This is a genomic window from Streptomyces sp. NPDC001220, from assembly GCF_053597895.1.
Window position 1 is genome coordinate 58,488 of the sequence record NZ_JBSFJE010000007.1, and the last position, 24,627, is coordinate 83,114.

Annotated in this window: 18 protein-coding genes; 5 read left to right on the forward strand and 13 right to left on the reverse strand. The window is 72.9% G+C overall.

The features are described from left to right. Nucleotides 1–28: 28 nt before the first annotated feature. The 10 genes from ACWDGI_RS18255 to ACWDGI_RS18300 form a co-directional block, all read right to left on the reverse strand. Entirely contained in the window at nucleotides 29–1,990 is a 1,962-nt protein-coding gene (locus ACWDGI_RS18255; protein WP_450760164.1) for a putative baseplate assembly protein, read from the reverse strand. A gap of 5 nt (nucleotides 1,991–1,995) precedes the next feature. Then, nucleotides 1,996–2,439, reverse strand: coding sequence for a GPW/gp25 family protein (locus tag ACWDGI_RS18260; protein ID WP_360480399.1), 444 nt, complete (start codon nucleotides 2,437–2,439; stop codon nucleotides 1,996–1,998). 40 nt (nucleotides 2,440–2,479) lie between these two features. Then, entirely contained in the window at nucleotides 2,480–4,390 is a 1,911-nt protein-coding gene (locus ACWDGI_RS18265) for a VgrG-related protein (RefSeq protein WP_450760166.1), read from the reverse strand. Further along, a complete protein-coding gene (locus ACWDGI_RS18270; protein ID WP_450760168.1) occupies nucleotides 4,390–5,112 on the reverse strand; it encodes a CIS tube protein in 723 nt (240 codons plus the stop codon). Before ACWDGI_RS18270 ends, ACWDGI_RS18265 begins: the two co-directional genes overlap by 1 nt. A 207-nt stretch (nucleotides 5,113–5,319) precedes the next feature. After that, nucleotides 5,320–5,742, reverse strand: a complete 423-nt coding sequence (locus ACWDGI_RS18275) for a phage tail protein (protein ID WP_093500599.1) — start codon at nucleotides 5,740–5,742, stop codon at nucleotides 5,320–5,322. Nucleotides 5,743–5,781: 39 nt separating this feature from the next. Further along, nucleotides 5,782–6,273, reverse strand: a complete 492-nt coding sequence (locus ACWDGI_RS18280) for a hypothetical protein (RefSeq protein WP_450760170.1) — start codon at nucleotides 6,271–6,273, stop codon at nucleotides 5,782–5,784. A gap of 3,207 nt (nucleotides 6,274–9,480) precedes the next feature. Continuing rightward, on the reverse strand, nucleotides 9,481–9,648 hold the full coding sequence (locus tag ACWDGI_RS18285; RefSeq protein WP_351316879.1) for a DUF6760 family protein: 168 nt from the start codon (nucleotides 9,646–9,648) through the stop codon (nucleotides 9,481–9,483). Then, nucleotides 9,645–10,115 carry a hypothetical protein gene (locus ACWDGI_RS18290; protein WP_450760172.1) on the reverse strand — a complete coding sequence of 157 codons (471 nt, stop codon included), beginning with the start codon at nucleotides 10,113–10,115 and terminating at the stop codon, nucleotides 9,645–9,647. Before ACWDGI_RS18290 ends, ACWDGI_RS18285 begins: the two co-directional genes overlap by 4 nt. Further along, a complete protein-coding gene (locus ACWDGI_RS18295) occupies nucleotides 10,115–10,558 on the reverse strand; it encodes a phage tail protein (protein ID WP_189262970.1) in 444 nt (147 codons plus the stop codon). Before ACWDGI_RS18295 ends, ACWDGI_RS18290 begins: the two co-directional genes overlap by 1 nt. A 62-nt stretch (nucleotides 10,559–10,620) precedes the next feature. After that, nucleotides 10,621–12,204, reverse strand: coding sequence for a phage tail sheath subtilisin-like domain-containing protein (locus ACWDGI_RS18300; RefSeq protein WP_450760174.1), 1,584 nt, complete (start codon nucleotides 12,202–12,204; stop codon nucleotides 10,621–10,623). Between the two features lie 255 nt (nucleotides 12,205–12,459). On the opposite strand from ACWDGI_RS18300, the gene ACWDGI_RS18305 reads away from it, so the two are divergent. The 3 genes from ACWDGI_RS18305 to ACWDGI_RS18315 all read left to right on the forward strand — a co-directional run bounded on the left by ACWDGI_RS18305 (nucleotide 12,460) and on the right by ACWDGI_RS18315 (nucleotide 17,657). After that, entirely contained in the window at nucleotides 12,460–14,586 is a 2,127-nt protein-coding gene (locus tag ACWDGI_RS18305) for an eCIS core domain-containing protein (RefSeq protein WP_450760176.1), read from the forward strand. Nucleotides 14,587–14,760: 174 nt separating this feature from the next. Beyond that, nucleotides 14,761–16,215 (forward strand): hydrolase, encoded by a 1,455-nt coding sequence (locus tag ACWDGI_RS18310; RefSeq protein WP_450760178.1) that lies wholly within the window; start codon nucleotides 14,761–14,763, stop codon nucleotides 16,213–16,215. After that, nucleotides 16,212–17,657 carry an RICIN domain-containing protein gene (locus tag ACWDGI_RS18315; protein WP_450760180.1) on the forward strand — a complete coding sequence of 482 codons (1,446 nt, stop codon included), beginning with the start codon at nucleotides 16,212–16,214 and terminating at the stop codon, nucleotides 17,655–17,657. Before ACWDGI_RS18310 ends, ACWDGI_RS18315 begins: the two co-directional genes overlap by 4 nt. An 8-nt stretch (nucleotides 17,658–17,665) precedes the next feature. Here the strand turns inward: ACWDGI_RS18315 and ACWDGI_RS18320 are convergent, their stop codons facing one another. The 3 genes from ACWDGI_RS18320 to ACWDGI_RS18330 form a co-directional block, all read right to left on the reverse strand. Further along, complete coding sequence (locus ACWDGI_RS18320; RefSeq protein WP_450760182.1) at nucleotides 17,666–19,621, reverse strand: ATP-binding protein; 1,956 nt, start codon at nucleotides 19,619–19,621, stop codon at nucleotides 17,666–17,668. Further along, nucleotides 19,618–20,277, reverse strand: coding sequence for a DUF4255 domain-containing protein (locus ACWDGI_RS18325; RefSeq protein ID WP_450760184.1), 660 nt, complete (start codon nucleotides 20,275–20,277; stop codon nucleotides 19,618–19,620). The genes ACWDGI_RS18320 and ACWDGI_RS18325 overlap by 4 nt, the downstream gene beginning before the upstream one ends. Before the next feature lie 125 nt (nucleotides 20,278–20,402). Then, nucleotides 20,403–21,053 (reverse strand): helix-turn-helix transcriptional regulator, encoded by a 651-nt coding sequence (locus tag ACWDGI_RS18330; RefSeq protein WP_450760186.1) that lies wholly within the window; start codon nucleotides 21,051–21,053, stop codon nucleotides 20,403–20,405. A 440-nt stretch (nucleotides 21,054–21,493) separates the two neighbouring features. Here ACWDGI_RS18330 and ACWDGI_RS18335 point away from each other — a divergent pair, with 440 nt between their 5' ends. Both ACWDGI_RS18335 and ACWDGI_RS18340 read left to right on the forward strand, forming a co-directional pair. Beyond that, a complete protein-coding gene (locus tag ACWDGI_RS18335) occupies nucleotides 21,494–24,226 on the forward strand; it encodes a LuxR C-terminal-related transcriptional regulator (protein ID WP_450760188.1) in 2,733 nt (910 codons plus the stop codon). A gap of 34 nt (nucleotides 24,227–24,260) precedes the next feature. Beyond that, nucleotides 24,261–24,620, forward strand: a complete 360-nt coding sequence (locus ACWDGI_RS18340) for a hypothetical protein (protein WP_450760190.1) — start codon at nucleotides 24,261–24,263, stop codon at nucleotides 24,618–24,620. Nucleotides 24,621–24,627 lie beyond the last annotated feature (7 nt).

The following is a 24,627-nucleotide window of genomic DNA, read 5'->3' on the forward strand; positions in this document are numbered from 1 at the left end:
CGGACGCCCCCTGTCGAGTCGTTGACGGTCATTCGCCGATCACCCGGACCCGGTGGTCGTAGGAGAAGACCAGGGACGGGGCGTCCAGGTCGATGCGGTCCGTCGGGTCGCCGCGCTTTCCGGTGAGCGGGTCGGCGGGGTGCAGCACGACCTCGTCGACGAGCTCGACGCCGGGGACCCGCTGCAGCACTGCGAAGACCTCGCCCGACTGCACCGGGCGCCCGAACGGCCAGCCCTTGCCGTCCGCGCCGCCGGTCAGCGGGTCCAGGTGCCGGTAGAGGGCGTCGTGGGCCTGGCGGCGGACCCGGTCGACGTCCACGCCACGGAAGGCGTGGACCGTGGCGACGACCGTGACGCCCTGGTAGAAGGGCGGCCCGACCGCCAGCCGGGTGCCGATCAGCCGGCGTTCGTCCAGGTAGCGGGTGATGCGGTCCAGCAGGGCGTCGCCGGGGACGAGTTGCTCGAAGCGCAGGCGGCCGCCGGGGTCCGGAACGGCCTGCGGCACCACCAGCACCCGTACCGCGTACGACCCGTGCTCGCCCTCCTCGCCCTCCAGGCAGGTGATCCGGGCCGTCTCCGGAGCGGCGCGGCGGGCCAGCTCCTCGTAGTCGCGCAGGGTCACCGCCCGCTCCTGGGCGCGGAGCGTGATCGGCGCGCGGACCTTCGCCTCGGCGACCGTCTCACCGTCCACTCCGCCGCGCGCGGCCTCCCGGTTGACGACCTCCGCGACGTACGGGATGGAGGAGCGCAGGATCTGCACGGCCCCCCGGGCCACGTTGCCGTCCCGGCCGCCGCCCGTGCGGTAGCGGCGGGCCCGGATGACCGCACCCTTCGCCGCCACCGTGCCGTACTGGCGCAGCGAGCCGTCCGGTTCGCGGACCGCGGGGCCGAAGGCGATCTCGCCGGTCGTCGCGTCGAGGGTGAGGTGCCGGTCGTACGGTCCCGAGGCCGCGAAGTGCGGGACGACCTGCCAGTCCACCCAGCCGCCCTCACCGTCGTGCTCGGCGGTCTGAAGGAGCAGCGGCGGGGTGTCCCCGACGACGGGGGCGTGGGCGAGCCGCAGGCGCTGGCCGGGCAGTCCCGTCGACTCGCCGAGCGCCTCGTCCTCCACGGTCTCCGCGTGCACGGCGCCGGTCGTGCCGCCCACCGTGCAGGCCTCGACGAACCGGACCGTCGGGGAGGTGGTGTAGAAGGGCTGGTCGGCACGCGGCTCGGTGACCCGGCAGCGCAGCCAGCTCGCCTCCAGGCCGCCGTTGCGGGACAGGACGTGACCGCCGGGGACGTGCAGCACGACCTCGCCCGGACGGTTGAGGCCACCCGTGCCGTCCCGGTCGACCTCGCACTCCCGCCAGCCGTCCTCCGTCCACGCCTCCCACACCAGCGGGGGCTGGCGCGGGTCCACGCCGACACCGTCGACCCGGCTGTCCAGGTCGAGGGCGACCGCGCAGTGCGGGACGGCGGCGGACAGGCCGAGCAGCATGCAGTCACCGGGGTTCGGGGACTCCGTGAAGCACAACAGGTCCTTGCCCTCGGCGAGTTCGTGGGTGAGGTCGACGACGGCCGAACCCTGCTGCTGCCGCAGCAGGTGTCGCAACTCGCTGGGCACGATGGTCAGTTCGCGCTCGGTCGCGAAGACCACCGCCTCCTGCGTCTCGGTACGGCGGGTCGCCACCTCCGTGCCGACCGGCACCGGAACCGGTTCCTCCTGGGCCGCCGACAGCCAGAACGTCACGTCGGTACGGGCGGCGGACGGCGGGAACAGTGTGATGCCGACCAGGTCCAGGAAGGCGAGATGGTTCTTCTCCGGGACCCGGTTGAGGCGGTACACGATCTGGTCGGCCATGTGCGCGACCGTCTCCACCAGCGTGATGCCGGGGTCGGAGACGTTGTGGTCGGTCCACTCCGGGGCGCGCTGCTGGATGTAACGCTTGGCGTCGTCGACGAACTGCTGGAAGCGGCGGTCGTCGAGGTTCGGGGAGGGCAGGGCCATCGGGATCAGCGGTCGCTTTCGGAGGAGTCCGAGGAGGCGGGAGGCAGGTCCGGCTCGTCGTGGGAGGGGATGACGTAGAAGGGGAACACCAGGCTGCGCGGGTTGTTGGTGCCGCGGATCGAGTAACGGACGTCGATCATCAGCACGCTCGGGTCGGCCCCGGTGGTCACCTCGACGTCCTCGACCTCGATCCGGGGCTCCCAACGGTCGAGGCTGGCGTGCACCTCGTGCTGGATACGGCCGGCGGTCTGCTCGTTGACGGGGGCGAAGACGAGGTCGTGGATGGCGCAGCCGAACTCCGGCCGCATCGGGCGCTCCCCGGGGGCGGTGGAGAGGATGAGCCGGATGGCCTCCTCCACCTCCTTCTCGCCGCTGACCAGGGCGATGCCGCCGGTGGGTCCGATCCGCAACGGGAACGACCAGCCGGAGCCGACGAACTGCTCTGCCATCAGCCCCGCACCCGCCCCTCCGGGAAGACCTCGCGCGCGCTCATGCCGGAATCACCATCACCGTCAGGCCGCCCATCATCAGGTTGCCCAGGACCGGCACCTCCGGGGCCTGGATCGCCACGGTGGCGAGGGAGGTGAGCGCGACGGCGGCGTTGCCGCGCAGCGACAGCGCGGCGTTCGCCATCAGGCTCACGGCGGAGGCGTTCACGGAGACCGCGCCCGCGGGCGCCTTGATGTCGACGAGTTCCGCGCTCTGCAGGGACAGCGGTCCCCCGCTCCTGATGCTGAGCGCGCCGCCCGCCTTCAAGGACAGGTTGGCGCCGGCCTCGACCGACACCGACCTGCTGCCCTTGATGGAGACGCTGCCCTTGCTGTCCACGGTGATCTCGGTCTGCTGCCGGTCCAGGAAGACGGTGAGTTTGTCGTCGCCGCTGGCCAGCCGGACGCCCTGTTTGCGGCCCCGCTGGTCGAGCAGGTCCATGCGGTTGCCGACCCGGTCGGAGACGGTGTGCCGGGTGGCCCGGCCGCGCATGCCGTCGTGCAGCGGCACGTCCTTGACCCTGGTCGGCTTGTCCTTGCCGTTGTAGAGGCCGCCGACGACGTACGCGTGGTCGAGGGCGCCCCGGTCGAAGGCGACGAGCACCTCGTCACCGACGTCCATCGGGAAGACCCCGCCGCCACGCACCCCGCCCCACTGCACGGTCCGGGTCCAGTCGCTGACGTAGGTGTCGTCCAGCCACGGGAACTTGAGCTTCACCCGCCCCTGCTGCAGCGGATCCTGTACGTCGGTGACCAGGGCCTGCGCCACGCTGAGCTGCCGGTCGGCGCCGGCGTCCGAGGCGCCGCCGGAGGCCACGCCGTACAGGGACCGCCACTGGCGGCCGCTGACCGTCACCCAGGTCTCGTAGTGCTTGGCGTCGCCGAAGACGTGCCGTACCGAGGTGACCGTGTACTTCCCCTCGAAGGGGTCCCCGACGTCCGCGAGCGCCACCGGAACCCCCGGCCGCAGCTTCGGGTTGCCCCGCACGACCACCTCGACCTCGGCGAACGTCGAGGTGACGTCGTCGGAGAGGGCGTCGGCCGCGAACTTCACCTCGGACTGCTTGTCGTACGGCGTCCGCGTCTCGACCAGCTTCGACGTCTTGAACTCGCCGGCCGCCGCGCCCGGGGTGGTGCCGATGCTGTAGCCGGTGTTCGAGGCGGGGGTCACGGTCGCCGTGAGCGTCTTCTTCGTGCGCACGTCCCAGCCGCGTGACTCGACCTTGTTCACCTGGTCGGAGGCCGTGACCGCGGTGCGCAGCCGCAGGATGTCGTGCCCGGCCTCCAGCACGAACGGGCTCTTGTCGCCGTCGGTCTGCGGCGACGGCGCCCCCGAGGCGCTCTTCTGCTTCACGAACTGGAACTTGCCGTCCGCGTCCACCGACATGACCATCTCGTTCTCGTCGGCGAGCCGGGCCAGGAAGTCCCAGTCGGTGACGTTCGACTGGGAGATGAACTCGTAGACGGTCTTGGTGGCCTGGATCCGCCCGACCGGCACGCCGTCCTGCGCGGCCAGCTTGCGGGCGATGTCGGAGGCGGTCTGGTTGCGGTAGGCGACGACGCGGCGCTGCCGCATCAGCCGGAACCCGTAGTCGTAGCCGCGGACCACCGCGTAGCTGCCGGTGCCGTCGTACTCGGCCTCCAGCCCCGTGACCTCACCGGTGAGCAGCGGGTCGCCGGTGCCCTGCCCGTCGGAGACCGGTGTGATCACCACCGGGGTGCCGAACTGGACGTCCAGCTTGCCCAGCAGCTTGCGGGACGGGTCGCGGAAGGTCAGCTGGAAGGCGGCCGGCACCCCGACGCCCTGGTCGACGTGGGCGTCGACGAGATACCGCCCGTACTCCGAGGTGGCGGTCAGCTCCTTGCCGCCGATGACGACCTTGACGACGTTCGAGAAAGCGTGCTTCACCATCAGGACCGCACCTCCTCGGCGGCCGGCAACACCAGTTCCGTCCCCGTGGGCAGCCACCCCGGGTCGTCGATCCCGTTGGCGTCCGCGATCGCCCGCCAGGCGGCCGCGTTGCCGTACTCCCGCCAGGCCAGCGACTGCAGCGAGTCCCCGGCCACGACCCGGTGCACGCGCTGCGCGGTGAGCGCGCCGGACGTCGGGTTCTGTCCCGCGGTCTTGCTCGGGATCTCGTTCAGCTGAAGCCGGCAGCTGGCCCGGATCGGCATCCCGCTGGTCCCGAACAGGGAGTAGGAGACGTCGACGGAGGCGACGTACGCCGTGAAGTGGGCGGTCGAGAACGAGCCCCACTGGAACACCACCCAGGGCGGCGACGGCTGCTTGGCCGCGATGCTCTTGCTGGTGACCTCGCAGCAGGCCAGCAACGACTCCACCTTCTTCATCACGTCGTTGCTGTCCGGATCGTCGGACCGGTCCAGGAAGATCTCCACGCTCATCTCGCGCGGGTGGGTGCCGAGGAACTCCGGCAGCGCGCCGTCCCGTTCGATCGGCGCAGCCGACGACTTCCAGTCCGCCCGGCGGGCGATCGACAGCTCCGCCGGGTTGAACTCGAAGCCGAACGTCTTGATGATGCCGCCCGGGCTGGTGCTGGTGCCCACGGGCGGCTCATGTATCGCGAGGGTGGCCCGCACGAGGCTCTTGCCGGCGCCCCGGCTGCTCCTGGCCATGATCTGATCTGCCTCTCAGTCCGCTCTGCTCGATCTGCCCGCGCAGTTCGCTCGGTTCGCGCTGGTCACTCGGTCGCGCTGGTCACTCGGTCGCGCTGTTCGCTCGGTTCGCGCTGATCACTCGGTCGCGTTGATCACTCGGTCGCGCTGTTCGCTCGGTTCGCGCTGATCACTCGGTCGCGCTGTTCGCTCGGTTCGCTGGTTCGCTCAGTCGGTGAAGCCGTGATGGGCGATCTCCAGCACCTCCGTGGCCACGGACGGATTGCCCGCGTCCAGGGAGGGCCCCTGCCAGCTCACCGGCAGCACGTCAAGGAGCCCCCACCGGGCCACCTCCGAACCGTCCGCGCGCAGCGCCGTGATCTGCCCGGTGGGCCGCTCGATCCCCGTCTGCACGGACGAGATCCACTTCGCGACCTTCGAGGTGTCCGGGGTGAGCGGACGGGTCAGCCGGATGTGGGAGAAGGTGACACGGGTCGGCAGCTGCCACACGAACCCGTTGTTGCCGCCCTCCTGCCGCTGCTCGATCTCCACCTGCGACGACAGCCCCTCGCACCCGTTGAAGTAACCGAGGTCCTCGCCGTCGATGGAGAGGCTGAACCAGACTGTGGTTCCCGGGTCCTGGCGATCCATCGGGGGCCTTTCTGTGGGGTGGGTGCGCGGTCGTCGTGGTCAGGAGCGGAAGTCGCGGAGCTTTCCCACGCGTTCGCGGTCGCGGCGGAGTTCGGTGCGGACGTGGCGGGTGACCCGGTCGATGATCCGGTGGACGAGGGCGTCCACCTGGAACTCGGTGAGGGCGCGCGGGTCGAAACCGCCCTCCTCGACCGCCGAGTACCCGGGGGGCGAACTGTCGGAGGACGAACCGGAGCCGGATCCGGAACCGGAGCTGGAGCCGGAGCCGGAGGATGTGGCGGAGTACGAGGGTGGCGGGTCGGTGGGAGGCGGTGGCTGCCGCTCGGCCCGGGCGCCGGTGACCGTCGTCTCGTTCACGGTGGTCGTGGGGAGGGCGTCGCGCTGGACGGTGGGACGGTTCAGGGGCGCCACGGGGAGGGGGGCGGTGGCGGAGATCGGGGTGGTGGCGCGCAGGGGTACGGGGTGAGCGGGCGCGGCGGTGGTGTTCGGCCTGACGGGCAGGGCGGCGGCGGGGCTTGCCGCTCGCTGCACGAAGGGGGGCCGGGGCGCCGACGCCGGTCCGGTGGGGGACGGGGTGGCGCTCGCGGGCAGGGGTGACCGCGACCGGCTCCGGCCGGATGCCGGAGGGCCGCCGAGACCGGGAGCGGCGGGGGCGGCGGCACGCTGGACGAAGGGGGGAGACGGCGAAGGACCCGTCGGTGCGGGGACGGGCAGAGCCGGTGGAGGCGGCGTCGCCGGGGCGGCGGGGGTGGACCGGGCGTGTTCGACCGTCGGCGTCGGCAGGGCTGACGCGGCGGCCGGCGGTGCCTGCCGGGGCGCTTCGGGCACCGGGCCGGAGCCGGCGGCGGGCCGGACCGCCGGGCCGCTCGGCGCCTGCCGCCGCTGCACGGACGGCACCGCCGCGCCGTGCCCGGCACGCCTCGCCGGGGCCGCGCTCGGGGCCGGGCCGGTCACGGGGGCGCCGAGACCGAGGCGGGGGGCGCCGGGGGTGGTCGCCGTGGCGCGCTGCACGGATGCGGATGCGGATGCGGAGGCGGAGGCGGAAGCGGACTTCGGCGCCGGTGCCGAAGCGGACCGGGCCGTCGTGGCCGGGCCGGTGGACGGGGCGGCCGCCCGCTCACGCGGACGCGGCGGTGCCTGTCCGTCGGGAGAGGAGGAGACCGAGGATCCCTCCGTCGTCCGCCGACGCTGCACAGCCGCCTCGCCCGTCCCGCCCGCCTTGCCGCCGTCCGTCGAAGAAGCTCCGGCGGTACCCGTAAGGGGGGCGCCGAGGCCAGGGCGAGGGGATCCGGGAGCCGGCGCTGAGGGACGGGACGCTGTCGAAGTACCTTCCGGAGCGACCCCGCCGGGCTCGTGCGCGGGCATCGGCACGGCAGCCGGTACGACACCGGTGGCGGCCGCGCTCTCCGTGACCCGCCGCTGCACGGGCGCCTCGCGGCCACCGCCCACGGCCGGGGAGACCGACTCTCGCCCACTCCGCGGCACGGCGGGGGGCACGGTTCCGGCGGTGGGCGAGGCAGCGGCTTCGGTGGCGGGGCCGGTCATGGGCCGCGGTGCCGAACTCCCCGCCGTACGACCGCCTTCCGGGGCGGGGGTGTGCGGGGCGGCCGGGCCCGTGGTCGTACGGCGCTGTACGGGAGGTGTCGCGGGGCTGCCGCCCGGGGTACCGCTCACCGCCCGCCGCTGCACCGGGGTCCGCGTTCCGGCGCCGGACATGCCGGAAGGCCCGCCCCGGTCCGGGGACCCGGCGGACGGCGCGGGCGCCGGGGGTGCCGCGGGAGGCGTGGCAGGGGCACGCGGCGGTGTCGTACGTCCCGTGGCCCTGGGAGACGCGGGAGCCGCGGCCGTACCACGGCCACCGGACGCGGACCGCTGTACGGCGGCGGGTGAGGGTCCCGGTCCGGACGGAGCGTCCCCAGGGGCGTGCGAGGAGGTATCGGGGGAGGTACGGCCACCCTCGCGCGGAGGCGACGGCCGGCCGCCGCTCACCGGCACCGGATCCCCGGCCCCGGCCGCCGCCGTTTCGCCCCCGGCTCGGTCACCCTCACCCGACGCCGGCACCGCACTCTCGCTCGCCACCGTCCTGGGCGCCGACGGCAACGTCCGCCGCTGCACGGGCGTCACCGACGTGCCCACCGGCGCGTGCGTCAGCGCGCTGCGGCGAGGCGGGACGGGCGGTGCGGCCGTGACCCGCGGACCGGTGGCCGGAGCCGGAGCGACCGGAGCCGACTGCGGAGCCCATGCCACCGGCACGGCCACCGGCACGACGGCCACCGCCCGCTGCACAGCAGGCACCGCCCGCCGCCCGTCCCCAGCGGTCCTCGCGGCGGAGGAGGCCGAGGAGACCGACGGGGTCGAGGAGACCGCGGGGGCGGGCACGACCGAGGCGGCCGACGCAGCTGAGGGAGCGGATTGGGGCGAGGAAGCGGAGGGGGTGGACGAAACCGACGGGGCCGGCGCGGCTGGAGAGGCCGACGAATTCGAGGACGCCGACGGGGTGGACGAGGTTGAGGAAGCCCGCGAGGTGGACGAGGCCGAGGAGACCGGCGGAGTCGCGGAGACCGACGGAGTCGGGGAGGTCGCGGGGGTCGAGGACATCGGCGAAGTAGGCGAGACCGAGGGGACCGACGGAGTCCGGGAGGTCGTCGGGGCCGAGGACACCGGCGAAGTAGGCGAGGTCGAAGGGGTCGAAGGGGTCGAGGACGACAGGGTGGACGGGGTCGAGGAAGCCGACGGGGTCACCGGCATCGGCGCACTCCCTACCGCTCCCGCTCCCGCTCCTGCCCCCGGCGTCCGCGCGGCCGCACCACCGCCACGCTGCCCCGCCGAAGGCACCCGCTGCACCACCGACGCGCGCTGCACCACCGGAACCCTCTGCACCGCCGGCGCGCGCTGCACTCCCGGCCCAGCCGAACCCACCGCTCCAGCGGACCCGGTAGACCCAGCCGACCTCACGAAACCAGCCGCACCCGCAACCCCAGCCGAGCCCGCACCGGAACCCGCAGCCCCAGCCGAACCCGCACTCCCGGCCCCGGCCCCAGCCGAACCCGCACCCCCGGCCCCAGCCCCAGCCCCAGCCCCAGCCCCAGCCCCAGCCAAACGCCTAGTTCCACCCGCACCCGCAGCTCCAGCCGACCCCGCAGCCGAAGCCGACCCACCACTCCCGGTCGGCCCACCACTCCCGGTCGGCCCACCACCCGCGGTCGGCCCACCACCCGCGGTCGGCCCGCTCACCGGCGCCGAAGATCCACCTCGTATCGCCCGCACCGGCACCGCCGGGGGCCGGCCGGCGGCCGGGCCCGTCAGGCCCGGCGTTCCCGTCAGGCCGGCCGAGTCGGCCGGACCCGACAAGGGCAGCCGCTGCACCGGGCGTTCCATGCCGGACACGGCCCCCGTACCGGTTGTCCCGGTGCGGCCGCCGCCGGACAGGCCCGCGCTCGACTCGCCGTCCAAAACCGCGTGCGAGCGCATGCCCATGAACGACGGGTTCTGCCAGGTCGGCAGCCGACCGCCGAACCCCGAGTCCGCGACCGGCCCGGCCGCCGTCCCCAGCGCACGCTGAATCGGCGGCAGCCCGGACCAGGCCGCCGCCACCACGGGACGCGGCGCCCCGTCAGAACGCGGCGCCCCATCAGAACGTGGCGCCCCATCAGAACGCGGCGCCTCGACAGAAGCCTCGGCCTCGGCCCCGGTCGCTGCCGCCCCGCGCCCCCGTATCCGATCCCACAACCCCACCGCTCAGCCCTCCGCCCCTGCGGAGGCCGCCCGGGTCACCAGGGACGCGATCTCCGCCGTGTAGCGGCGGCGGTCGGCGTGCTCCAGGTCCAGGATGTCCTCCAGGCTCCAGTGGAAGTGGTAGGCGACGTACGCGATCTCCTCGTGCAGCCGGTCGGTCGCGTACGTCACGATTCCCCCAGGCGGCTCCCGCCGAGTTCCACCTCGAAGGGCTCCGAGCAGTGCGGGCAGTTGACCGCGGCCCGGGTGTGGCCCTCCGCGTTGATCTGGCGGTAGAAGTCCTGCAGGAACGCCAGGTCGGAGGCGAACATGTTCTCCACGATCCCGTCGTGGACGAAGGAGAGCGTGCCGAGCCGGGTGATGACCCGGCCGAGCAGCACCACCGACAGGAACGCGGGATTCTCCTGGACGCGCACGTCCCGGAGCGGGATCAGTTCGTCCCGTGCCGTGGACAGGCGCATCACGCCGTCGCGGTGGACGGTGCCGTGCTCGTCGACGTACCCGCGGGGCAGCTGGAACGGGAACTCCGTACGCAGCACCTCGACGGGTGTCTCCGGTTGCTGAGGGGCCTGGGGCGCCGGCTCCTCCGGTGCGAGCGGCGCGCCCACTCCTCCGGCCCTGGCAGCCGAACGCCTCATTACTCGATGACCAGTTCTTCGAACGTGATGGTCACCGTCTCGGTCAGCGCGGCCGCCTCGCCCGCCTTGACCGTGCTGGTGTCGATCTTGCTGCACCAGGCGTTGCGCAGGTTGTAGCGCTTCACCGGGTTGTTCTCGAAGTCCATCATGATGATGGAGGCGTTCTTGCGGGCCGTGGCCATCTGGCCGTTGATCGACTCGTTGATCCACTGGGTGAACGACGAGGACTGGGTCATACCGCGTACGACCGTGCAGGTGCCGTTCTTCTTCACGCCCGGCAGGTTGCGGACGTGGTTCTTCCCGTCCGGCGTGTTCTGCTGGTAGGTGATGACGTCCTGCTCCATCGTCATGCCGCTGACCTCGGCGAGGTACTCGACCATCACGCCGTCGATCTGCAGGCCGAAATTGTGCGATGTGAGGGCGTCACCCGGCTGGAGACTCATGTGTTACTGCCCGTTCTTCTCAAGATGCCTGGGAAACAAGGGGGTTGGGACCCGGTGGTCCGCTACTCCTGGAGCTCGCCGCTGCCGCTGGAGAACTGGGCAAGGCGGAAGATCACGAACTCGGCGGGCTTGACCGGCGCGATGCCGATCTCGCAGATCACGCGGCCGACGTCGACCGACTCCGGCGGGTTGGTCTCCTCGTCGCACTTGACGTAGTACGCCTCCTCGGGCCGCTGCCCGAACAGGGCGCCGCTGCGCCACTCGTTGACCAGGAACGCGGAGATGTTGCGCCGGATACGGGCCCAGAGGTTGTGGTCGTTGGGCTCGAAGACCACCCACTGGGTGCCGATCAGGATCGACTCCTCCAGGTAGTTGAAGTACCGGCGGATGTTCAGGTAGCGCCAGGCCGGGTCGGAGGACAGCGTGCGCGCTCCCCAGATACGGATGCCCCGGCCCGGGAAGGCGCGGATGCAGTTGACGCCGATCGGGTTCAGCAGGTCCTGCTCGCCGCGGGTGATCTGGAGTTCCAGGTCGACCGCGCCGCGGATCACCTCGTTCGCGGGGGCCTTGTGGACACCGCGCTCGGCGTCGTTGCGGGCCCAGACGCCGGCCACGTGGCCGGACGGCGGGACCAGCCGGGACTGGCCGGAGGCCGGGTCGAAGGTCTTGATCCAGGGGTAGTACAGGGCCGCGTACTTGGAGTCGTAGCCGGCCGTCTCCTGGCGCCAGACCCGGATCTGGCGGGCGTTGAGGCTGGGCGGCGGGTCGATGACCGCGACCCGGTCACCCATCAGCTCGCAGTGCGCGATCAGGCCGAGCTGGACGGCCTTGACGGCCTCCAGGTCGATCGCTCCGCGCTGGTAGGCGGCCATCAGGTCGGGCACGGCCACCATGGACACCTCGTCGACGGCCTCCAGGCCGCCGAAGCCGGTGCGGTCGGCCGAGTCGCCGAGATAGGTGGCGGGGCCGGGGTGGGAACCGGCGTCCGCGACGGGGGACGCGGACGCCGGGGCAGGGGTCGGGGCCACGAGGGCCACCGTCTGGTTCTCCGGACGGGCCAGCTGCGCGGCGGGCGCGGCCTCGGTCACGGTGATGAGCTTGGAGCGCTCCTTGACCTGCGTGACGACGTAGTTGCGGCCGCCCTTCTTCGCGGTCACGTCGAAGGTCTCGACGGCCTTGCCGCCGTCCTTGACGACCAGCTTGAAGCGCTCGGCGGGGCCTTCGCCCTCCGGGTCGGCGACCTCGACGCTCAGGTCACCCGAGGCCACCGCGCTGACGGTGAAGGTGCCGAGCTGCTTGGCCTCGCCGGGCGGCAGCGCGGCCGGCGCGGCCGGACTCCCGACGGCGGCGGGCGCGTCGACGGCGCCGTCGGCGCCTTCCCGGGTGCCGCCGACACGGACGACGTAGGCCGCCGTGCCGCCGTTGTTGAAGAAGCCGTAGACGGAGTGCGCGAGGTAGTACCCGTCGGTGAACTCACCGAAGGACGCGACGTACTGCGTCCAGTTGGTCACCAGCGTCGGCTCGTTCAGCGGACCGGTCGGGGCCAGGCCCACGAAGGCCGCCACCGACGTGCCCACCCCCTCGATGGGGCGCGAGCCGCTGGCCACCTCCTCGACGTAGACGCCGGGCGACAGGTAGGACGGCATGCTCTGCTCTCCTCGGGGTACGAGACAGGAACATTCCCACCCTCACGCGCGAAGCGCGCATTCGGAAACGTCCTCCGGTGCCTCACCGGGGGCAGTTCCCTTGCCCGCAAGGGCAGTCCGGCCCGCCCCGCAACCCTTCGGCCGGTGACTCTGCCCGCGATCCTGCCCCCGCGGACCTCCCGGTGTCCGGCACTCGCCGGGTACGGAGGAGGGAGGCCCCTGTCGAGGCCTTTGTCGACCGAACGGGAACCGGCTATGCGCACTCAAGCAGAGAACCGCTCCACCGCGGACCGTGACGGCGCCAGCCCGACCACCCGGAAAGTCGCCGCCGCTCCCCCCTTGGCCGCCCTCCAGCGGTCCGCGGGGAACGCCGCGGTGACCCGGGCGATCCAGCGGTCCCGGCAGGAGGGCGAGGCCGAGGAGCAGCAGGCCGACGAGGCCGTGCCGGTACGGCCGCGGACGTCGGTCACCGACGCGGTCGGCACGCCCGGTGTGCCGCTGGAGCCCCGCATCCTGCAGCGGGCGGAGAGCGCGTACGGCATGGACTTCGGCCATGTGCGCGTGCACAGCGATCCGGTCGCCCAGCGCTCGGCCGAGGAGCTCGGGGCCCGGGCCTACACCACCGGCCCGCACATCGTGCTCGGCGGGAACCGCGTCACCGACGAGGTGATGTACGAGGAGGTCGACCACGTCCGCCAGCAGGCCCTGGGCCCCGTGCCCGGCACCGCCAACGGCAGGGGCGAGAAGGTCTCCCATCCGGACGACCCGTTCGAGCGGAGCGCCGGCTCCAACGGGCGCAAGCTGGCCCGGGGCGCCGCGCCCGACCTCGCCCTGCCCGGGTCCCCCGCACCGTCCGCCGACGCGGTGCAGCGCAGCCCTGACGAGGACGACGCGGTGCAGCGCAGCGCGGACGAGGACGTCCCCGTCCAGCGGGCACCCGGCGAGGGATCCACGGCGGAGGCCACGGCCGAACCGGAGATCGCACCCGCGACCGAGCCCTCGCCCCCGGCCTCGCCCGCGGTCGGCGCCGCCACCCCCGTGTCCGCGCTCCCGGCCACCGCCCGCCTCGCGCGGCTCATCGTCGGGGGGACCGCCGAGATCCGGAACAAGCAGGTGCGGTCCGTCCTCGACAAGCGGGAGCGCAACGGCCCGAAGTTCACGGCCGAGGAACTCCAGATGATCAGGACCGCCGAGGCCGAGGATCCCGGCTGGCTGCGGACGGTCGGCCTGTGCACCCACCTCGAGGCAGAGGACTACATCGAGAAGGACGACTTCCACAGCTGGCTGGCGCAGCCCAAGGGCAAGCGTCTGCTCATCGCGACCCTGCGATGGCAGCAGCACGCCGAGGGCAAGGGGAAGGGCGCGGCCGGTGCCGGGCCCCGGCCGGACTACCAGCTCGGCCGCCACCACGCCATGCGCGACAGGTCGAACCCCGAGGAGGAGCGGGAACAGCTCATCGGGGAGCGGAACGAACAGATCTTCCGGACCTTCGTCGCGACCATGCTCCCTCCCGGCGTCTCCGACGACGTACCGAACGCCGCCGAGCACCGCAAGCGCGTAACGCGCGGCACCGAGATCCTGACCAAGATCTTCCTGATCCTGAAGGAGGGTCTGCAGGTCTTCAACCCGAAGACCGGTCTCCACGAGGACTTCAAGGACGACGTCGCGCACGCCCTGGCCTACGGCGGTCGCGTCAACATCCGCATCCCGCAGCTGGCCGACGGCCAGCACGGCTACGAACTCCCCCGCTGGCTCCACATCACCAGGGAGAACCCCAAGTTCTACGAGCCCAACGCGAAGCCCGAGGCCCCGGTGTACAAGCGCACGTACGCCACCCACCACATGGACATCGGCGACAACAAGCCCGGGCAGCCGGGCCGCTTCGTGGAGAAGGGCGGACTGGCGGCCACCGCCCAGAACCTCGTCGACCCCCACAGCCACCTCTACGGCATGGGGGTGGGCATCGGAGGCACGGGAAACCAGGGCTACCACGGCGGGACCATCCTCCCGGACGAGTCGCACGGGCACCTGTTCATGGGGTACAAGCCGCCGACCGGCAAACGCGACGGGGCCCTTCAGGTCGGCATCGAGACCGCCGGGCCGGGCGGCCGGACCCCCGAGGGCTACGAACACACCTGGAGGAGCAACGAGAAGAACGCCAACCCCTTCAGCAACTTCGGCGGCCACAAGGACGACAAGATCGGCGCCGACGCGCCGCTCAGTGCCGGCCAGCGCTATGTCGACCTGCGGCAGTTCGGCGACTGGCTGAAGAAGCTGAAGGATCTGGAAGCGGCCTGGAAGGCCGAACTCGCCAAGGCCACGACCAATGAGGAGAAGGCGGCCCTGTACCGGGACCTGATCGGCAAGCGCTCCGACGCGTAGGCCGTCCGCACCGCACACGGCACGGCACGGCACTGCACGGCACTGCACGGCACACCAGCGACGTCCGCACCGCACCCGGCCCCGTCCGCAGGGGCAACGAGTCCGGCCCCTGCGGCACTGCGGTCTGCCCCGCTGTCCGCTGCGCCGGCTTCGTGCCCCGCATAGCGTCGACGCGTGAGCCTGTGGACTTCCCTGGAACCCGCCTCCGCGACCGTGGACCCCGGGTCCTCCACCCGCGTCCGTCTGCGATTGCGGAACACGGGTGACGTCGTCGACGAGTACCGCTTCGAACCGGTCGGCCCGATCGCCCCCTGGACGACCGTCGAGCCTCCCACGCTCCGGCTCTACCCGGGCACCACCGGCACGGTCGAGCTGACCTTCGCCCCGCCCCGGACCTCCGACGCCACGGCCGGACCCAACCCCTACGCGGTCCGCATCACGCCCACGGAGCACCCCGAGGCCGTCACCGTCCCCGAGGGCAACCTCACCATCACGCCCTTCACCGAGCTGCGCGCCGAGCTGGTCCCGCCCACGGTCAAGGGCCGCTTCCGGGGCCGCCCCAAACTGGCCATCGACAACCTCGGCAACACCAGACTCACCGCCTCGGTCAGCGGCAACGACAACGGCGACCAGCTCGTCTACGACCTCCACCCCAGCAACGTCCAGATCGAACCCGGCCGCGCCGCCTTCGTCGACGCCAAGCTCAAACCCCGGCGCATCATCTGGTTCGGACCGAAGGAACAGCGGCCGTACCGGCTCACCATCCAGCGCTCGGGGCTGAATCCGGAGCCCGTCGACGGGACGTACATCCAGCGTGGGTTCCTGCCCCGCTGGCTGGCCACCCTCTTCGGCACGCTGCTGGCCCTCGCCATCACCTTCGCCCTGATCTGGTTCAACTACAAGCCGCAGGTCAGGAGCCTCGCCGAGGAGCAGATCCAGGAGGCCGGGGTGAGTTCGCTCGCGCCCAGTCCCTCGGCCACCCCGACCCCGCCGCCGGCGCCCAGTGTCACGGCCTCCACCGCGCCCGCCGCTCCGGACGCCGGGGACGGCGGCAACGGAAACGGAGGCGGCGGCGGGGGCGGGGGAGGCGGCGGTGCGACGGCCACCGTGACCGCCAAGCCCAAGCAGGACACCGCGGCGACGGCCGTGAACCGGCTCGCCGCGGCCGACCCGGCCGGCCGGCACATCTGCTACCGCGCCTACGTCCAGGGCACCGGCTGGCAGAAGCCCGTCTGCGACGGCACCATGGCCGGCACGGTCGGCAAGAACACCCCGATCAAGGCCATCAACCTCGCGGTGTACGGCGTCCAGGGCTCCGCCGCCAACGCCTTCCTCTACAACCCCCAGTCCACGGACGGCAAGGGCAAGTGGAACCCGAACTGGACGGCGATCATGCCCGACGGCAAGGACAACTACATCGGCAGCACGAAGGCGGCGGACCCCTACATCGAGGGCTTCGCCTTCAACGTCGGCAGCGGGCAGGGCTGCAACTACGCGAAGGTCCGTGACCACGACTGGGGCGGCCAGTGGTGCCAGGGTTCCCGCAGCGACAACAACGCACTCGATTTCGTCGGCACCCTCGACAACACGCTCTGGCTGGAAGCCTTCAAGCTGACGGTGCCCGCATGACTCTCTGGACCTCCCTGGAGCCCTCGTCCGCGACCGTCGACCCGGGTGCCTCGACCCGGGTACGACTGCGGCTGCGCAACACGGGGGACGTCGTCGACGAGTACCGCTTCGAACCGGTCGGCCCGATCGCCCCCTGGACGACGGTCGAACCGCAGACGCTCCGGCTCTACCCGGGCACCACCGGCACGGTCGAGCTGACCTTCGCCCCGCCCCGGACCTCCGACGCCACGGCCGGACCCAACCCCTACGCCGTGCGCATCACGCCCACGGAGCACCCCGAGGCCGTCACCGTCCCCGAGGGCAACCTCACCATCACGCCCTTCACCGAGCTGCGCGCCGAGCTGGTCCCGCCCACGGTCAAAGGCCGCTTCCGGGGCCGCCCCAAACTGGCCATCGACAACCTCGGCAACACCAGACTCACCGCCTCGGTCAGCGGCAACGACAACGGCGACCAGCTCGTCTACGACCTCCACCCCAGCAACGTCCAGATCGAACCCGGCCGCGCCGCCTTCATCAAGGCCACGCTCAAACCCCGGCGCATCATCTGGTTCGGACCGAAGGAACAGCGGCCGTACGCGCTCACCGTGCAACGCGCGGGCGTCAATCCACAGCCTGTGGACGGCACCTACATCCAGCGCGGCTTCCTGCCCCGCTGGATCGCCACCCTCTTTGGCACGCTGCTGGCCCTCGCCATCACCTTCGCCCTGATCTGGTTCGCCTACAGACCCCACGTGGGAAGCCTCGCCCAGGAACAGCCCCAGGAAGCCGGGGTGAGCTCCCTCGCGCCCAGCCCCTCGACCGGCGCACCCCTCGCCGCCGCGCCGGCGCCCTCCCCGTCCCAGGTGGAGCAGCAGCCGGACGACGACCACCACGACTCGTCCGACACCCAGGCGGGCGGAGGCGGCGGCCAGTCCCAGCCGTCTCCGAAGGCGTCGAAGAAGAAGGTCCCGAAGCCCGTCGTACCGGCGTACAACATCCTGCTGCGCAACACGACGACCAAGAAGTGCGCGGACGTCCCCGGCTACGACAAGGGGAGCAGCAACGGCCCGGTGCGGGAGTACACCTGCAACGAGACCACCGCGGACAACCAGCTGTGGAACCTCGAGGTGCGCTACGCGAAGGGCGGCCCCGGCTCGGCCGCGCTCTTCCAGATCCGCAACGTCAAGGACCAGTTGTGCATGGACCTGCCCAACTACGGTTCGGCCAAGCTGTCCTCACCGATCACCGAGTACAAGTGTGACGGCACCAAGGCCGACAACCAGCTCTGGTGGATCGACAAGCAGCCCAGCGGCGCCTACTGGATCCGCAACTTCGCCAGCGACAACCTCTGCCTGGACGTGGCCGGCTACAGCACCGGTGCCAACGACACCGACCTGACCCTGTACCACTGCTCGAACACGGACGACCAGGAGTGGGGGATCGTGCATCCGTCGGGTGACTAGCGGACCGGTCACCAGGTGCCCGGTACCAGGCGTCCCGCCTTGCGGTATTCGCGCCGGGCGCCTTCCAGGAGGCTCACGGCGGTGACCGGCTCTCCGGCTCCGGCGGCCAGGTAGGCGGCGGTGACCACCGCGCTGCGGATGGCGCCGCCGGCCAGTTCGAAGTCGCGGGCCAGCGGGCCGAGTTCGATGTCCGGTTCGCTCGGTACGTGCACCAGCCCGTGCCGCCACAGGGCCAGCCGCTGCTCCTCGTCCGGGAACGGGAAGTCGATCACCAGGTCCAGGCGGCGGGTGAAGGCCTCGTCGATGTTGGCGCGCAGGTTGGTGGTGAGCAGCGCGATGCCGTTGAAGGCCTCCAGGCGCTGGAGCAGGTAGGCCGACTCCAGGTTGGCGTACCGGTCGTGGGCGTCCTTGACCTCGGAGCGCTTGCCGAAGACGGCGTCGGCCTCGTCGAAGAGCAGCACGGCGTCGGTGCGGTCGGCCTCGGTGAAGATGCGCTCCAGGTTCTTCTCGGTCTCGCCGACGTACTTGTCGACGACGGAGGAGAGCTGGACGACGTAGAGATCCAGGCCGAGTTCGGCGGCCACGACCTCCGCCGACAGGGTCTTGCCGGTGCCCGACTCGCCCGCGAACAGGCCCAGCACCCCACGGCCCCGGCCGCCGCCGGCGCTCAGCCGCCAGTCGCCGAGCACCCGGTCGCGGTGGCGGGCGCGCAGGGCCAGTTCGCGCAGTTCGGTGAGCGGGCGTTCGGGCAGCACCAGATCCCGCCAGTCGACGGCGGGCCGGATCCGGCGGGCGTGCTGCTCGAGTCCCGACGCCGACTGCTGGCGGGCGGCCAGCCGCAGGTGGCCGGCGGCCAGCGGGGTGCCGTCGAAGGCGGCCAGCGCCTGCGCCGCCCGCGCCGCCCGGGCGAGCCGGTCGCCGCCCAGGTGGTACGGGGCGACGGTGGCCGCCAGGTCGAAGCCGGAGGTGTCGGGCAGTACGGCCGCCCAGGCGTCCACGGCCACGGCGCGCCGGGACGGCACCTCCAGGACGAGCGGGTCGCGGTGGTCGCACCACTGGGGGTCGTAGGGGTGAGAGGTGGCGATCAGCACGGTGACGTCGGCGTAGCCGTTCAGCCTCTCGGCGAACGCCCGGGGCCTGGCGGCGTCGACGAGTACCGCCCGGCCGCCCAGCCGGGCCTCCCGGAGCACCTCCGGGACGTGTTCCTCGGGGCCGGTGTAGTGCAGGACCTCCCTGCCGGCCAGCCGTAGCGCGGCCGTCGCGCAGCCGAGGCCCTCGCCCTCCCGGCGTTCCCGCAGGTACCCGAAGAGCGGCCCGGCGGCGATCCGCCCGGCCAGCCGCCGGACGAACTCCTCGTCGACGGGTTCGCCGGCGTACGAGGGTGCGCGCAGGTGTCCGGCCAGGGCCGGGTCCGGGGTGTCGTCGCCGAGGAGGTGGGCCAGGACCCGGTCGGGGACGCGCAACGAGCGGCTGAGGAAGGGGCGTTCGGGCTCCTCGACGGTGAGCAGGCCGAGCGCCGTGAGCGGGGCGGTGGGATGGAAGCGGGCGCGGGCCTCGGCGAGCTGGGCGGGGACGCCGTACAGGTCGAGGGCGAGGGCGATGGTGGCGCGGCGGCGGCCGACGTCGTCGTTGAGGTAGCCGTACAGCGGCTCGAAGGTGCGGTCCAGGTCCGGGGCGAGCGCGATGAGCAGGATCGCGGTGTCGAGGGAGGTGAGACGGAGGCGGCCGGCGAGTTCGGCCAGCCGGTCGGTGAAGTCCTCGCCCAGCTCGGGGAGTTCGGCGGGTGTCTCCGGGCGCATCAGGTGCCGTACCGCCTCCTCGGAGAGGTACAGGCCGCGCAGCGGGTCGGTGGCCGTCGGGTCGCCTGCCGAGCGGTGGGCGACGAGGGCGGCGGCCCGGTCACGCAGTCCCGCCAGCCGGGCGAGAAGCGGTGCGACCGGCGTCAGGGAGACGTCGAGGGTCACGCCCGGGTCCTCCGGGCGGCCTTGGCCTGGGCGATCTGGCCGGGCCGGTGGGCCCGCTCCTCGAGGACCGGTGCGGCCTCCTCCAGTCCCTCGCGGACACGGACGGCGGCGCCCTCGGTGACCGGCGGACCGGCGTCGTACTCGGGGTAGGCCGGGAAGGGTGCGGTGATGACGACGTCCAGGGAGGGCTTGAGCTCACCGCCGAGCGCGGACCAGATCTCGGCCAGGGAGCGGGCCTCGGTCTGGATGCCGGCCACCGAGAGCTGCACGGTCAGCCCCAGTTCCCGCAGGGAGGGCGGCAGTTCGTCCGGATGGATCAGCTCTCTCGGGATCAGGGTCGCCAGCACGGCGCTGATCAGCCGGTGTTCGTCCTCGGGACGCTTGGTCCACGCCGTCACCAGGTACGACAGCCGGAACCAGCGGGGCGGCTGCCGACGCTTGACGACGACGTCCCGGTCGTCCCGGACGTCGATGTGCCCGCGCTGCCGCCGTTTCACGTCCTCCCGGATGTCGTACAGATAGCTGTTGATCACCGGACCGTTGCGGCGGGCCGCCCAGTCGCGGGTCGGGGCGTCGAAGGAGACGTCGATGCCGGAGCCCTCCAGCGCACCGCCGGACAGCATGTCCCGCAGCACCTGGTCCACCTCGTGGATCACGCCTGACTCACCACCCCATGGACCTGTCCGCACTCATGTCCATCCTGCCCTTTGGCCCCGCCGCGCCCGCAGGAACGGCCGGGCAGACCGTGTTGCCCGGTAACCGGTGCCTGCTGCCCGTTCGGTCAGATGTAGCCTTCCCGGAGGGCATGGGCCACGGCGTGTGCCCGGTTGCGCAGATGCAGCCGGGTCGTCAGCCCATGCATGACGTTCTTGACGGTGCGCTCGGAGTAGGACAGCTTGCTGGCGATCTCACCGGTGTCGAGCCCCTCGGCGACCAGCCGCAGTACGTCCACCTCGCGGGCGGACAGCCCGGAGGCCGGGGCGCCGGGACGGCCTGCGGCGTTACGGTGCAGGGTGCCGACCTGGTTGATCAGCCGGCCGAGCAGGTCGGCCGGCAGGTCGCCGTCGCCGCGGGCGGCCGCGAGCACGGCCTGCACGATGCGGAGTTCGGTGGCCTCCTGGCGCCAGACGATGGCGCCGACCCCGCACTCGATCACATCGAGCAGCTCGGTCTCGCGCAGCGCCCCGACCACGAGCACGGCCCGCGCGCCCTCGCTGCGTACGACGCGGCGCAGCCGGGTCAGTTCCGGTTCGCCGAGGCTGTCGCTGATGAGCAGCGCGACCGTGCCGGGGCCGGTCTCGGACTCCTCACGCAACTCGATCTCCGGGTGCCGGCGCAGCTGGCTGAGCGCGCCCTCACGGGAGATCGGATCCGGTGCGTACACGGCGACGGGCGTGCGGGTGACCGACGCTGATGAGCTGTTGCTGACCAACCGCTTCCCCTATGTCCACGTGCTCGTCACCCCTGAGGGAACGGTGACGGGCGGGAGTACCCAGCCTGATGGGACCAAAGGGGCAACGACAATCGTGGACGACCACGACAGGGACCACGATATGTGGGGGGTGCCTGGGGCCGTGGGCGGCTGCGGGCCGGTGGGGGTTGTTCGCGCGGTTCCCCGCGCCCCCAAGAGGGTCGGGCAACTGGTCCCACCCGAAAGGGGCGCGGGACTGTGCCCGATATGCGGCTACCGCCGCGTGGGCGCGGCCGGCCACAGCGCACCCGCGGCGATCCACGGCCCCAAGCACCCCGAATTGTGCCGACCTCGCAACAGAACCGCCGGTCGCCAGAGCTCCCCACAACCTCTCCCGTTGCCGCCCCCTCTAACCCCCCGGACAAGCCCCGAACCCACCAGCGCACCGCGAGGAGCCAGGAATGATGCATTCGTCCCCTGAACTCGTCGACGCCATGCACCTGTTGGCCGAAGAGGCGACGCGCACCCGGTCCGGGACCGGCCGCCTCGTGCTGCTGCGGGGCGCCACCGGAACCGGCCGCACCACCGTCATGGAGGCCGTGGCCGAGCAGGCGGCCGCCCTCGGCCTGAAAACGCTCCACGCCCGCTGCTCCCCCGCCGACACCGGCATCTCCTTCGCCACCGTCCTGCAACTCCTCGGGCCGGTGCCTGAGTTCGCCGACCTCGCGGTGGACGGCGACGAGCGGGCGACCGCCGCCGGACTGTGGCGGGTGCTGCGCGCCTACGCCGAGGACTCGCCGCTGCTCGTCGCCGTGGACGACGTGCACCTCGCCGACGCCCCCTCGCACCGCTGGCTCGTGGAGTCCGCCCGCCACATAGACCGCTTACCGATCCTCCTGGTCGTCGGCGAACGCAGCCAGTACGACCTCGACCCGCCCACCCCCGGCTTCGCCCACACCCTCCCCCCGGCGCTCGTCCGGACCCACACCCTCGCCCCCCTCACCCCGCAGGCCGCGGGCCGCCGGGTGCGCGACGCGTTCCCGGGCGCGGACCGGGCCTGGGTGGAGGACTGCGTGCGGGCCGCCGCGGGCAGTCCGCTGCTCCTGCGCGCCCTGCTGGACGACCTCCGCGAGGCCCGGCACACGGCGGTGCCCACCGCCACCGCCGCGCTGTACCCGGGCGCGTACCCGGCCGCCGTCCGCTGGTGGCTGGACAGTGCAGGAGCGGCCACCACGGAGGTCGCCCGCGCCCTGGCCGTACTGGAGGAGAACACCGGCGCCGCACTGCCGGAGATCGACTTCACGTCCCTGCTCGCCGAGCTGGCCGGCGCCGACCCCACGCGGGTGGCCGGCTGGCTCACCGCGATGACCAACCTCGGGCTGCTCACCCCCGGTACCGACGGCCGCCCGCACTATCCGCACCCCCTGCTGCGCGACGCGGTCCTCGCCGGTGTGCCCGCGGCCCGCCGCCGGGCCGTGCACCGGGCGATCGCCGAGGCGATGCTCCGCCAGGACGCCCCCGCCGAGGCCGTGGCCCGCCAACTGCTCGCGACCGGACCGGTGACCGCACCCTGGGCGGTGCCGCTGCTCCAGGACGCGGCCGCGCTCGCCCTCTTCGACGGCCGGGCCGCGGACGCGGTCGGCTATCTGCGCCGGGCCCTGGAGGAACCCCTCTCCGACGACCGCAGGCAGCGGCTGCTGACCGAACTGGGCTCGCTGGAGTACGCGGCACCCCGCTCCTCCGCGGCGATCCCCCGGCTCGCCGAGGCGGTCCGGCTGCCCGCCGCCCCGCAGGACCGGGTGCGCGCGGCCGTCGCCCTCGGCACCGCGCTGACCGGCCGGGGCCGCACCCGCAAGGCCGTCGAACTGCTGCGGTCCGTGGACGGCGAGCTGAACGACCACCCCGACCTGGTGCGCACCCTGCACACCGCCACCGTCCTCCTCTCCGACCAGGACCAGGAGATACGGCAGGAGGTCTACCGCCGGCTGTCCGAGACCGCCGAACGCTCCCCGGAGCTGGTCGGCTCCGCCGGGCACGCCCTGCTGGTGCGGCACGCGGCCTCCGCGGGCCTCACCTCGGCCAGGGACGCCATGCGGCGGCTGCGCACCCTGCTCGCGGAGCCCACCGACCCGCTCACCGAGCCGTTCCTGGTCGGTACCGCGGCCACGGTCGCCCAGTGGGCCGACGAACTCGACGAGGCCGACCGGCTGGTGGCCCGGGGGCTGGCCGGGCAGCGCCCCGACCTGCTGCACCCCATGCACCAGGCCCTGCTCAACAGCCGCTCCGACATCGCGGCGGCCCGCGCCGACTACACCCGGCCGCCGGTCGCGCCCGAGTCGGTCACGCCCGGCAACGCCGAGGCGCACACCCTGGTCGCGCTGGTGGAGACCGGCCGTACCGCGCAGGCCGAGAGCCTGGTCGCCGGGCTTGACCTGCGGGAGGCACCGGACTCCTGGGAGCTGAACCGGTTCCTCTACGCGCGGGGAGTGGTGCGGGCCGCCGCCGGTGATCCGGCGGCGGCGCTGCACGACTTCCTCGAGTGCGGCCGCCGCCAGTCCGCCCGTGAGGTGACCAGCCCGGTGGTCACCCCCTGGCGTACGGCCGCCGCCGAGTGCCGGCTGGCCCTCGGCCGCCCCCTCGAAGCCATCGTCCTGGCCGAGGAGGAGCTGCGGCTGGCCCGGGTCTGGGGCACCCCGCGCACGGTGGGCCGGGCCCTGCGCGTTCTCGGTACGGCGACCGGCGGCCGCCGGGGCCTGGAACTCACCGAGGAGGCCGTGGCGCTGCTGCGCGGCGGCGGGCCCGCCGGTACCGAGCCGGCCCTGGCCCTGCTCGCCCTGGGCCGCCAGCTGACCGCCGCCGGCGAGGCCGTCCGGGCCCGCGACTGCCTGCGGGAGGCCGTGGCGTACGCCGAACGGCTCGGTGCCGTACGGCTGGTGGGGCTGGCGGAGGAGATGCTGCGGAAAGGCGGCGCCCGCTCCCCCAGACGCCGTACGGGCGCCGCCTCCCTGACCGGCAGCGAGCGCCGGATCGCCGAGCTCGCCGCCGAGGGCCGCACCAACGTGGAGATCGCGGCCCTGCTCCATCTGGCCCGCCGTACCGTGGAGACCCATCTCACCCACACGTACCGGAAACTGGGCATCCGCCGACGGGCCGAACTGCGCCCGGCTCTGGATCAGGGGGCCCCGCGCCAGTAGGGGTCCAGGGCGTCCAGGGCGCGGTCCGGTCGGCGTGCGCGAGGACGCCCTGCGCGGCGCGCGTGTCGCCGTCCATCAGATGGTCCTCGAAGCTCCGGGTCAGCAGATGGAAGCGGACCAGCGGCCCGAGATACTCGTTGCCGTCCCGGCCGACGACGCCGACTCGGTGTTCCTGCGCGCGGCGGTCGCCCACCACCACACCGCCTGGCGGCTCACCCGCGACCCGGTGAGCGCGGCCACCCTGGAGAGCCTGGTCTACGCCCTGGGCATGGCGGCCCGGGACGACGTCCTGGCGGAGATCCGCGCCGACCCGGGCTTCCTGCCGGCCGCGCGCACGGCGGCCGGGGGCTGGCTGGCGATCCCGGCGCACCGGCGGACGAGCGCCCCGCGCTGACCCAGGA